Annotated in this window: 12 protein-coding genes; all 12 read right to left on the bottom strand. The window is 47.6% G+C overall.

Annotated elements, in window-relative coordinates; translation table 11 throughout:
* Positions 1-53 precede the first annotated feature (53 nt).
* Entirely contained in the window at positions 54-1,160 is a 1,107-nt protein-coding gene (locus tag BVI01S_RS09835) for a Leu/Phe/Val dehydrogenase (protein WP_061810036.1), read from the bottom strand.
* Positions 1,161-1,261: 101 nt separating this feature from the next.
* On the bottom strand, positions 1,262-1,657 hold the full coding sequence (locus BVI01S_RS09830) for a thioesterase family protein (protein WP_061810013.1): 396 nt from the start codon (positions 1,655-1,657) through the stop codon (positions 1,262-1,264).
* Between the two features lie 215 nt (positions 1,658-1,872).
* On the bottom strand, positions 1,873-2,667 hold the full coding sequence (locus BVI01S_RS09825; protein ID WP_034762642.1) for an ABC transporter ATP-binding protein: 795 nt from the start codon (positions 2,665-2,667) through the stop codon (positions 1,873-1,875).
* Positions 2,642-3,670, bottom strand: coding sequence for an ABC transporter permease (locus tag BVI01S_RS09820; protein ID WP_061810012.1), 1,029 nt, complete (start codon positions 3,668-3,670; stop codon positions 2,642-2,644). The genes BVI01S_RS09825 and BVI01S_RS09820 overlap by 26 nt, the downstream gene beginning before the upstream one ends.
* Before the next feature lie 16 nt (positions 3,671-3,686).
* Complete coding sequence (locus BVI01S_RS09815; RefSeq protein ID WP_034762640.1) at positions 3,687-4,658, bottom strand: ABC transporter substrate-binding protein; 972 nt, start codon at positions 4,656-4,658, stop codon at positions 3,687-3,689.
* A 373-nt stretch (positions 4,659-5,031) separates the two neighbouring features.
* Positions 5,032-5,988, bottom strand: coding sequence for an NAD(P)H-dependent flavin oxidoreductase (locus BVI01S_RS09810; RefSeq protein ID WP_061810011.1), 957 nt, complete (start codon positions 5,986-5,988; stop codon positions 5,032-5,034).
* A gap of 126 nt (positions 5,989-6,114) precedes the next feature.
* Positions 6,115-6,990 (bottom strand): phenylacetic acid degradation operon negative regulatory protein PaaX, encoded by an 876-nt coding sequence (paaX, locus tag BVI01S_RS09805; RefSeq protein ID WP_034760985.1) that lies wholly within the window; start codon positions 6,988-6,990, stop codon positions 6,115-6,117.
* 150 nt (positions 6,991-7,140) lie between these two features.
* Positions 7,141-7,362 (bottom strand): hypothetical protein, encoded by a 222-nt coding sequence (locus BVI01S_RS09800; protein ID WP_034760983.1) that lies wholly within the window; start codon positions 7,360-7,362, stop codon positions 7,141-7,143.
* 74 nt (positions 7,363-7,436) lie between these two features.
* Positions 7,437-8,642 (bottom strand): thiolase family protein, encoded by a 1,206-nt coding sequence (locus BVI01S_RS09795; RefSeq protein WP_061810010.1) that lies wholly within the window; start codon positions 8,640-8,642, stop codon positions 7,437-7,439.
* Positions 8,639-9,514 carry a 3-hydroxyacyl-CoA dehydrogenase gene (locus BVI01S_RS09790; protein ID WP_061810009.1) on the bottom strand — a complete coding sequence of 292 codons (876 nt, stop codon included), beginning with the start codon at positions 9,512-9,514 and terminating at the stop codon, positions 8,639-8,641. The genes BVI01S_RS09795 and BVI01S_RS09790 overlap by 4 nt, the downstream gene beginning before the upstream one ends.
* A 65-nt stretch (positions 9,515-9,579) precedes the next feature.
* The gene (locus BVI01S_RS09785) at positions 9,580-11,097 is read right to left on the bottom strand and encodes an aldehyde dehydrogenase family protein (protein WP_061810008.1); all 1,518 of its coding nucleotides are present in this window, start codon (positions 11,095-11,097) and stop codon (positions 9,580-9,582) included.
* 24 nt (positions 11,098-11,121) lie between these two features.
* Positions 11,122-11,895: an enoyl-CoA hydratase-related protein gene (locus BVI01S_RS09780; RefSeq protein WP_034760975.1), complete on the bottom strand. Its 774-nt coding sequence runs from the start codon at positions 11,893-11,895 to the stop codon at positions 11,122-11,124.
* Positions 11,896-11,901: the final 6 nt, after the last annotated feature.

Raw genomic sequence — 11,901 nt, 5'->3', positions numbered from 1 at the left:
TCGTGTGGTGCAATATTGTTGGAGATTCGGGATAATCATGACACTGCCTGGATTTACGTTCTCACCGACCACTTCGGGCGCTTCGCATGGGAGAAGAAGCTGTTCCTTCTCGTGCGTGCGTGAATCCGGTCCTCGCAGAAACGGTTGGCCGCTTCCACCGTGGTCATATGCTCATTTTCCGACTGCAGATAGATGTTTTGAAGGCTGTTGTAAATGGCGCTTGTCTTTTGAAGGACCCGTTCTTTGTTCGGCTCATATAATTCGTCCGCCACCTGGATCAGTCCTCCGGCATTGACGATGTAATCAGGGGCATACAGGATCCCTTTTTCATGTAGCTTCAGCCCATGGGAAAGATCTAAAAGCTGATTATTGGCAGAACCCACGACCGCCTTTACGTTTAACTGATCCACCGTGTGATCGTTGATGACCCCCCCGATGGCACATGGCACGAAGACATCCGCATCCACAGAATAAATTTCCTCTCCCGATACGACTTTGATGGCCGCACCCATGTTCTTCGCTTTCGCAACCAATAGATCGATGGATTTCTGACTGATATCCGTTACATACAGATCTGCTCCCTCTTCCAGCAGTCGCTCGGCTACTTTAAACCCGACCTTCCCGAGCCCCTGAATAGCGTAGCTTTTTCCATAAAGGTCTTTCGAACCCCAGACATTTTGGTTTGTCGCCTGCAACCCATAAATCACGCCCATGGCTGTCGGGATGGATGAATCACCGCTTCCGCCGTACTCTTCATTGACGCCGACGATACAATTTGTCTCTTTCAAGGCATAAACGAAATCTTCAGGCGTGGTCCCCATATCCGTCCCTGTATAGAATCGTCCATTAAGGGATTCGACGAATTGACCGAAGGCACGGAACAACTCCGGATGTTTATCTTTTTCCGGATCTCCGATTATGACCGCCTTCCCTCCACCGAAGTCGACGTCGGCCGCTGCACATTTATACGTCATGCCTTTGGATAGGCGCAGGACGTCTTCAAGCGCTTCATCTACTGATGAATAAGGTCTCATGCGGCATCCGCCAAGAGCTGGACCGAGGGTGGTATTATGTATGGCGATGATGGCTTTCAGCCCTGTTTCCTCATCGTTGCAAAAAACGACCTGTTCATGGTTCTGTATTTTCTGGAACATATCCATATCATTTCCCCCTACAAGCTCTCTGTTTGTAACCGCTTTCAATTCAGTCGATACTTTAGACACTTTGCTTCCTCCTTTTACTACCCGCTTCCTAAATGGATCTAGCTATCTTGTATTCTTTCTTTGATTATCTCTTTCGGTAATACCACTTGCTTCACTTCACCTTTTCCGATGAGTCTGCCACTCTCTCTATCTCTGACAGTCACTTCTGTTACGATGACGTTTCGTTCATATTCAATAACGTTCGCTCTAATTTCAAGAAGGGAACCTGTTTTCGCCGGAGCCACATGCCGGGCGTTCACCTCTGCCCCCATTCCTTCTTCGTGATCTTCCAAATAGGGTAGAATGACTTTCCTGGATGCCCATTCCATGTGATATACCATCGACACCGTTGAATACACGGGATGAACCACGTTTCCTTCAAACTGGGCATACATGCCGGGGGTGACTTCAGTCGTAATAACGGCGGTATGTCCTACTGCTAATCCAGACTTCATTGCTTTCCCCCTTTAAACCAACGAATCATACATTTTTATATAACGTTAATTCAACGATATAATAACATTTTGTTTTATAAATAGTCAATAAATTGTTAAAATATTTAAAATATTATATTAATATAAGTTATGCATAGTGACTCTATTAACGCAAAAAAGCAACGGAACCAAAGTCCCGTTGCTTTTTACAGAAGGTTGTTTACTCTTTTTATATTCTATGAAAGAAGTGCCCGATCACTTGCCAGTTGACTGCCACGGATCCTCTGGAATTCGTGAAGCAATCCTTCGACGGTGAGATGCTTCTTCTGTTCTTCATTCACTTCAAGGATGATCTGTCCCTTATCCATCATGATCAAGCGGTTCCCGAGATCCAGGGCCTGCTGCATGTTATGGGTGACCATCAATGTAGTGAGCTTGTACTTCTCAACAATTTCCTTTGTCAGGTTCGTAATCAGATCCGCACGGGCCGGATCAAGAGCAGCCGTGTGTTCGTCCAATAGCAGGATCGATGGCTCTGTGAAGGTCGCCATCAATAGGGAAAGAGCCTGCCGTTCTCCACCTGACAATAATCCCACCTTGGCATTCAGACGGTTTTCAAGTCCGAGATGAAGGGTTTCAAGTACTTCTTTAAAGAACACTTTCCGCTTTTTCGTGACCCCCATCCTGAAGGTCCTCGTCCGGTTGCGTGAATACGCCATGGCCAGGTTCTCTTCTATGGTCATGGATGGCGCCGTCCCTGCCATGGGATCCTGGAATACGCGGCCAATGAGCTTTGAACGTTTATACTCAGAAACCTTCGATACCTCGTGGTCATCGATCAACACATTTCCGATATCAGGGATCAACACCCCTGAGACGATGTTCATCAGTGTCGATTTCCCGGCTCCATTACTCCCGATGACCGTCACGAAATCACCTGGTTTCAGAGAGAGCTGAATATCATCAAGGGCGATTTTCTCATCGGGTGTCCCTTCATTGAATACTTTATGAATTCGATTTAATTGTAACACCGCCATCACCCTTTCTCTCTGAAATCGACGTTTGGTTTACCCGTTCCGCCATCCGCTGCGCCTTTCGTTTCTTATCCTTGTAACGATCCATCACCTTAGGCATGACAAGGGCCAGAATGACGATGGTCGCCGTGATCAGCTTCATATCTCCTGTTTCAAGAAAATCCACACGGAGAGCCATGGAAACGACCAATCGGTAGATGATTGCCCCGCCGATAACGGCTAAGGTCGTACGGGCAATCGTCTTCGTTCCGAATAATGCTTCTCCGATGATGACAGAAGCGAGCCCGATGATGATCATCCCGATCCCCATTCCGACGTCGGCAAAACGGCTGTACTGGGCGATCAGGGCACCGGATAGTGCCACCATCCCATTCGAGATCCCCAATCCGAGAATGATCATCAGATTCGTATTGGCAGAGAAGCTGCGGATCATCCTCTGATTATCCCCTGTAGCTCTCAACGCCAACCCGATTTCCGTTTTCAAAAATGCGTCTGTCAAAAATTTGATCACCAGTGTAATGATCGTCATGATGAACAGAATGCTCCATGTTCCCGGAACTGGCTCCCCAAGCCCGATGCCTGTCCATACTTTATTAAGGGCGGCGTCAATTCCAAGAGGGGACCAGAATCCTTCTATCCCTGTAAACGCAGTATCCTGACTGAGCAGGGGTACATTCGATCTCCCCATGATCCGAAGATTGATGGAATAAAGGGCGATCATCATCAAGATCCCTGATAATAAGGCATTAATTTTACCAAACGTATGAAGTAAACCTGTTATACATCCTGCTACAAATCCGATCACTATCGCCGTAATCGTTGCGATGACGGGGTTTACGCCACTGACAATCATGGTTGCAGCGACAGCGGCCCCTGTTACGAAGCTGCCATCGACTGTTAAATCAGGAAAATCCAATATCCGAAAGGACAGATAGACTCCGAGGGCCATAATAGCGTAAATGATTCCAGATTCAAAGGATGCGAATATTGCTGTTGGCACGAATCATCATCCCTTCCTATTTTTCTTCGATAAACTTCCCAAGGTCTGACCAGGCTTCCTGTACTTCCACACCTTGTTCTTCAGCTGCCGCTTTATTGAACATCAACTCGAAGTTTTCCGGAGCCTGCACAGGGAGTTCAGAAGGTTTTTTCTCTCCTTTTAAGATCTTCACCGCCATCAACCCGGTTTGGTAACCAAGATCTTCATAGTTGAATCCACTTGCAGCAATGGCTCCTTTTTTCAATGAATCGAGTTCCCCGACGAATAGAGGAATATCCTTTTCATTCGCTACCGTGATGACCGACTCAAGGGCTGAAACGACTGTGTTATCTTTCGGGATGTAAAGGGCATCGACCCTTCCCACCATGGATTCAGTCGCCTGTTTCACATCTGCAGACGTTGAAACCGTTGCTTCAACCACTTCCACGCCTTTTTCCTTCGCGAGTTTATTCACTTCAGCTACCTGCACGACAGCATTTTGCTCTCCGGAATTATAGACAATCCCGATTTTCTTCGCTTTCATTTCATCCGTGATAAAGTGGAGTGTCTTTGAAATCGCTTCTGGGTGAGTATCCGTCGTACCAGTAATATTCTCACCTGGCTCGTCAAATGACTTGACCAGTTCAGCACCGACAGGATCCGTGACAGAGGTGAATACGATTGGAATGTCTTTCGTTGCATTCAGGGCAGTTTGTGCACTTGGGGTAGAGTTTGCAAAGATAAGGTCTACACCGTCCCCGACAAAGTTCTTCGCAATGCTTTGTGAGTTACTTTGGTCTCCTTGAGCGATTTGAACATCATACTTAACGTTTTCGCCTTCCTTGAAACCGTTTTCATCCAATGCTTTCTTAAAACCTTCAAATGCCGCATCCAGTGATGGATGTTCCACAATCTGGGTTACCCCGATGACATATTGCTTCTCACCATCTCCACCACCGGAACTCTTATCACTACCACATCCTGATAGAATCAGCATTCCAAATAACATAGAGATCACAACAAGTAATAAACTCTTCTTCTTCACAGAAATCCCCCTTTTTCTCTTCCTGATATATGATCAGTAGTCTACTAGACTAGCAAATCCATGTATGATAAAAATATGAACGAACGTAAATACAACGTTATATTATCACTCCAGTCACAAAATAGTCAATAATATTCGGAAAATTTAAAAATTAATACTAGTATAGTCGGTCTTGGGGGGAATTTCTAGAGGAAGTTGAGGAAAATTTTTGTGCAATAGCTTTCTGACATGAGGATAGAATCTATGATGGGGGATGTTGAAGCTGTGCCACTTTGCGAGCTCCACCCAAAAAAAGCGCCCTCACTAAAAGGAGCAGCGCTTAGAAAACTTTAATCTATTAAGAACGCATTCCGTAGCTGGAAAGCTCTCTGAAAATCCTGTTTGCATCGCTCATCATTCTTTCGATCAGCACCTCTACCGTTGGAATATCCTCTACTAAACCGGACACCTGCCCGCCGTTGATGAAGCCCTGATCCAGTTTCCCTTCAAGTGCCCCAATCCGGTGATGATCCTCGGATGTCATGTGGTTGAACTCATCAGGAGCGACCCCCTCCCGCTCTTTTTGAAGCAACCCATCTGCATAAGGTGTCTTCATCACACGTCTCACCCTGCCGACAGAACGGCCCACGATGACCGTGCTATCGTCCTTTGCATCCACCAGGGTAGACTTGTAGTTTTCATGAAAAGGAGCTTCCTTGGTCGCGATGAACCGTGTCCCCATCTGCACTCCGCTCGCACCAAGGGCAAGCATGGAAGCAAGTCCCCGTCCATCACCGATCCCACCTGCTGCCACCACCGGAATCTTTACCGTATCCACGAGCTGAGGAATAAGGGCCAGAGTGGTCGTTTCCAGATTGGAGTTGATCCCGGCGGCTTCATATCCTTCCGCGACGATCACATCCGCACCTGCCTCTTCCGCTTTCTTTCCCTGTTTTTTCGAAGCGACGACACAGATCACCTTTACATTGTGCTCATGAAAATAAGGAATGAGCGGGGATGGATTTCCCGCTGATAAGGAAACGACAGGTATGCCGTGTGTCACCACTAAACGAACCATCTCCTTCAGATGCGGTGTGATGGAAATCGGGATGTTCAGGGCGAAAGGCTTGCTGGTTCTCTTTTTTGTTTCCACGATGATCGCTTCCACTTCCTCCACGTCCATGGTCCCGACTCCGATCGTTCCAAGTGCTCCTGCTTCAGAAATTGCCGCCGTCAAAGGGGCATTGCTGATGTTCCCCATGCCTCCTTGAATGATAGGATATTTTATATGTAAGACGTTCGTTAGGTTATTCATTATAATCCCCCTTCGTTAAATTTATGTTATACTTTTTGGGATTGTTCGACAAGAGCCTTCGTCAAATTCAAGAGGTCCGTCCCTCAAAAAAACCACCTGCCTATTCAAAACGGCAGGTGGTTTTTTTCAATCAAGCAATAACGGATGTGTCATGACGTTATAGCTCACATCTTTGTTCTTCAGTTCGTTTCCGTCTTCGAATACACTTTCAAAGAATCGGGATGCCGGCTCTGCGAGTTCTTTGTAGTATTCTCCGAACAGAGTGGCTGCGTGGGCTCCGAGCCATTTTTCAGGCAGGAGTTCTTCCGGCAGGCCTGGGTCGACGAAGAGGAATTTTCGGTATTCATGGACGAGCTTCGTTCTTTCCACGAAGCATTCGGCATCGCTCATTTGTCCTTTACTGATTTTACTCTTATCAATCATGTATTGTTGGCTGTATCGGGAAATGAATTCCTGGTATCGGTCATTGATTTCATTCAGATCCCAGCTTTTTTCTATTAGCCGTTGATTTTCATTCGGACCTTTGTGTTCTGCGATGAAGAAATCGACGTACTCTTTAATATCGTATTTATCAATAAGGGATTGCACCTGCTTCTCCAGGTTGTTGGGAGAAATCCACGTACTTGTCGACAGCGTTCCAAATCCGCTCCAAACCAGTTCTTTTCTCAGTTCATCACGGATACTCCTGATTTCTTCGGGAATGGAATACATGAGGATCCTCCATTTTCCGTCCCATTGCTCAGGCTTCAGCTTAAATATCCTGTTTGCCGCTTCTTCCATGCGGACCTCGCCGCGTTCAGTCAGGGAGTAATAGCTCTTGTTCCCTTGTTTCTCTGCCTGGACCCATCCCTGCTTGTTCATCCGGGAAATCGCGGCACGAACGGCCTGATCATTATGACCAAATTCATTCAGCAGGCGAATCAAGCTGCCGATCCATATTTTATTTCCGTAGTGGCGAATATAGTCCCCGTATAGTGTAAAGATCATTGATCTTGTATTCATCGCTGCCTCTCCTTTTATCCTATTGCATTTATTTATGACGTTAATTTTACGTTTAGTAAATATAATAGCATAAAAAATCCAGGAAGATAAATGAATATTCTTATATACATATTCTAAATAAAAAAATCAGGCCCCCAAAGAGCCTGTCCCTCAATGATACACCCTCAACATCTCCAGCATCTTCACAAAATCATACGTGTTCACGACTTTTTCCTTGGACCAGTTTGCCTCGATCCAATGTACAAGCTCCTCCTGACTGTTGAACACTTCCCCGCTCGTGTCCGCCTTCCTGATCATAAATCTGCCGTTATCTTCATCTGCAACGACGAGACAGGGACTTTCACTTTCGACTGTCATGATTTCAAATTCCATCTTTATCACCTCACGTCTATCCTTTCTAAAAAGGAAACCTCTTAATCACAAAAAACCCTGCAAAAACAGGGCACTTACGATTCTATATTTTCAACGAGGGTCGCGATTCCCTGACCTACTCCAATGCACATGGTGGAGAGGCCGTATCGTACCTTCCTCTTCTTCATTTCATAGAGAAGGGTGGTAAGGATACGGGCGCCACTTGCTCCAAGCGGATGACCGAAGGCGATGGCTCCACCGTTGACGTTGACGATTTCTTCGTTCAGTCCGAGTTCGCGGATGCAGGCGAGGGACTGGGCCGCGAAGGCTTCATTCAGCTCCACCAAGCCGATCTGATCAAGGGCGAGGCCTGAGCGCTTCAGGACCTTCTGTGTGGCATAGATCGGCCCCAGTCCCATGACTGAAGGCTCAAGGCCCGCAGTGGCTGACGTCATGTAGCGGGCGAGAGGGGTGACGCCTAATTCTTCCGCCTTTTCCCTGCTCATGAGTAAGAGGGCCGATGCTCCGTCATTCACACCGGAAGCATTCCCGGCCGTCACGGTCCCCCCCTGGAACAGGGGCTTAAGTTTCTGCAGCTTCTCACTGTTGGTGTCGGGTCTTGGATGCTCATCCATCATGAAGGTAGAGACATTTCCTTTTCGGTCACGAAGCTCCACCGGTACAATCTCTTCTTTGAAACGTTCTTCTTCCATGGCACGCTTCGCCTTCACCTGGCTCCAATAAGCAAAGTGATCCTGTTCTTCTCGTGAAATGCCGAATTGCTTCGCCACGTTCTCAGCCGTTTCCGGCATGGAGTCGGTCCCGTATTTTTCTTTCAGCCGGGAGTTGACGAAACGCCAGCCGATCGTCGTATCGAACATTTCCATATTGCCTCTCGGGAATTCTTTTGAAGGCTTGGCCATGACGTACGGGGCCCGCGTCATGCTTTCGGTTCCACCTGCTATGAAGACCTCCCCTTCTCCTGCTAAAATGGCCCTTGCTGCATAGTTCACAGCGTCCAGACCTGAGCCGCATAGACGATTGATGGTCGTCGCACCGACTTCGACAGGAAGACCCGCAAGGAGAGTCGACATCCGCGCGACATTCCGGTTATCCTCTCCGGCACCATTGGCGTTTCCCAGTACCACTTCTTCAATCGTATGGACGGGGACAAGGGGATTCCTTTCCACCAGGGCTTTGATGACGTGAGCTCCAAGGTCATCAGGACGAACTTCTTTTAAAGCTCCTTTATATCTTCCGATCGGGGTCCGGACGGCATCGATAATGACAACCTCTCTCATGATTGGGGCTCCTTCTCTTTTGGTGCTGAATAATCATAGACCCCTTTGCCTGTTTTTCTCCCAAGGCGGCCTGCCTTCACGTACTTCTCTAACAGTGGCGCCGGACGATACTTCTCGCCAAGCTTTTCATGGAGATACTTTAAATTATTCAATCGTGTATCCAATCCGACTAAATCACCCAGTTCAAAGGGACCCATTGGGTAATTTAAGCCAAGCTTGATCGCTTTATCTATTTCCTCGGGAGACCCGAGTCCTTCCTGAAGCATGTAGAAGGCTTCATTCCCGACGAGTGCCGAGATCCTGCTTGTAACAAACCCGGGGAATTCATTGATTACCACTGTCTCTTTCCCCATCAGGCGGGCCACCTGCCCGATGACCTCCGCTGTTTCATCACTCGTTTCCAATCCCCGCACGATTTCGACGAGTGGCATTTTATGTACAGGGTTGAAAAAGTGCATGGCAATCACTTTATCCGGACGTTTCGTAAAGGATCCGATTTCAGTCGGACTCATGGTGGACGTATTGGTCGCCAAATAGCAATACTCAGGTGCATGGGCATCCAGTACCTCGAATACGCCACGCTTGATGTCTGTTTTTTCCGGAACGGCTTCGATGACCACGTCGGCATCCCTGACGGCAATCGATAGATTCGTTGAATAGCTCATCAGTTCTTTTGCTTCTACATACTCCTGCTGTGTAAGCTTGTTTCTTTCTATCCCCTTCTGTAGTAGGAGCTCGATTTCCTCTCTCGCGTGATCCAACTGCTCTTGTTTAATATCAACCAGTGTGGTTCTGAAACCACCTGTTGCACTTACATAGGCAATCCCTCTCCCCATCACACCTGAACCCACTACCACGATATGCTGTGTCATCCTTCATTTCCCCTTTCTTGCAATAAGGGGTTGACCTTGTTAGGACAACCCCTGCTTGATGTTTTTTATACGCCAAATGGATTTAACGGACGGTTTCCGAAGTATGAAATAATACTCTTCGTTTCAGTATACAGATCCAGCGTTTCGACACAGAGCTCACGGCCGAACCCGGACTGCTTGTAGCCTCCGAATGGAGTCCCCGGGAAAGCCGAGAACGGGCAGTTCACCATGACGATACCTGCCTGGATCGCCTTCGATACTCTTGTCGCACGCCCATGATTCTGGGTCCACACCGCTGAACCGAGACCATATTCGCTGTCGTTTGCCAGTTTGATCGCTTCTTTTTCATCCTTGAACTTCATTACAACCACGACAGGTCCGAAGATTTCTTCTTTTACCACCTTCATATCGTGGTTTACATCGGTGATGATCGTCGGTTCATACCAGTAGCCGTTTTCGAAGCCTTCCACCTTGGCTGTGCTTCCTCCGGCTAAAATCGTTGCTCCTTCTTCTTTGGCCGACTGGACATATCCATCGATCGTATCCAGCTGACCCTGGTTGATGATCGCCCCGATATGTGTTCCTTTGTCATGGGGATCGGCAAGTTTCAGCTTCTTCGTCTTCTCAACGAACTTCTCCATGAACTCATCGTAGATATCTTCGTGCACATATAATCTGGAACGCGCTTCACAGGACTGTCCTGTATTATAGAAGATTCCGAACAGGGAACCATCTACAGCAGCATCTACATCGGCATCCTCAAACACGATATTCGGGGATTTCCCGCCTAATTCAAGCGTGACCCTCTTTAATGTTTGAGACGCTTTTTCCATGATGTTTTTTCCGATCGGAGTGGAACCGGTGAAGGCCACTTTATCAACCTTTTCATGCTCCACTAAATAATTACCGACAGAAGAACCCGCACCCGGAATGACGTTGACGACCCCTTCAGGTACTCCCGCTTCAATACAGATTTCACCTAGTACAATGGCAGTCAGAGGAGTAAGGGTTGCAGGTTTCACGACAACCGAGCAGCCTGCGGCAATGGCCGGGGCGATCTTCCACGCTGCCATCATCAATGGATAATTCCACGGGATGATCTGGGCACAGACACCGACCGGTTCTTTCTCTGCGACGTTTGTGAATTGACCCGGTACGTTATTGACCGTTCCGCGGTGACCCACGATCGCCCCTGCATAGAATTCAAAGTCTTCGATTGCCTGCATCACTTGACCTTGTGCCGCGGATAACGATTTCCCGCTGTCCATGATTTCAAGGGAAACCAGTTCATTGAAACGGGATCTCATAATGCCTGCAATTTTATTAAGGACACGGGAACGTTTATTGATCGGGAACTTCTTCCACTTACCGAAGTCGAATGCATTCCTTGCTGCCTCTACCGCTTTTTCCGCATCTTCTGTTGATGCCAGTGAAACAGTGGCGATTGCCTCACCTGTTGCCGGGTTGTATGTCGTGAAGGTTTCCCCAGAGGTGCTTTCCATACGCTGACCGTTGATCACCAATGAATAATGCTCTCTTTTCATTTCAAGGACTTCAAAGCTTTGCTCTTTTACTGTAGACATAACTCCATCTCCTTTTTGATTGAATTATTTTCCGTGAAAGGCTGGTTTTCTTTTCTCCATGAAGGCTGTCACACCTTCGCGGTGATCCTCTGTCTTGCCTGCGATCCGCTGGGCACATGCTTCTTTTTCCAAGTATTCGTTGAAGGACAGATCCGCACTTCCCTTCAATAAGCGCTTCATCAAGCCGATTGCCTTTGTCGGCATGGAGGCGATCCTTTCGGCAAAGGCTCTCGTCTCTTCCTGCCACTCATCAATTGAAATGAGCTTTGTGACAAGACCCAGTTTCTCCGCCTCATCCGCTTTGATTTTCTCTCCAAATACGGCCAGCTCAAGGGCTTTGGCATATCCAACAATCTTTGATAAATAATAAAGATTTCCTGAATCCGGAACGAGACCGACATGCACGAATGCCTGAATGAAGCTCGCTTTCTCTGACACGAGCCTGAAATCACATGCAAGCGCAAGGCTGAACCCCGCTCCTGCAGCCACTCCATTGACAGCGGCGATGACAGGTTTTTCGCACTGCTCGATTTCCTTCACCATCGGCCCGTAATGATTCCGCAGCACTTCACCGTGATCCATGCTTTCATCCACTTCACTCAGATCCTGCCCTGAGCAGAAGGCCCTGCCTTCCCCCGTGATGACGATGGCTCTCACTTCTTCATTTCGCGACGACTCTTTTACCGCCTTTTGAATTTCCATATTCAGTTGACGGATGAATGCATTCAGCTTATCGGGACGATTCAGGGTGATCCAGGCTACGTTATTCTTCACTTCATAGTTAATCGTTTCAAACATAGTGCA

Source organism: Rossellomorea vietnamensis NBRC 101237, assembly GCF_001591825.1.
GTDB classification, from domain to species: domain Bacteria; phylum Bacillota; class Bacilli; order Bacillales; family Bacillaceae_B; genus Rossellomorea; species Rossellomorea vietnamensis.
Note: the sequence above shows the minus strand (reverse complement) of the source record. Positions and strands in the feature narration are given on the sequence as shown.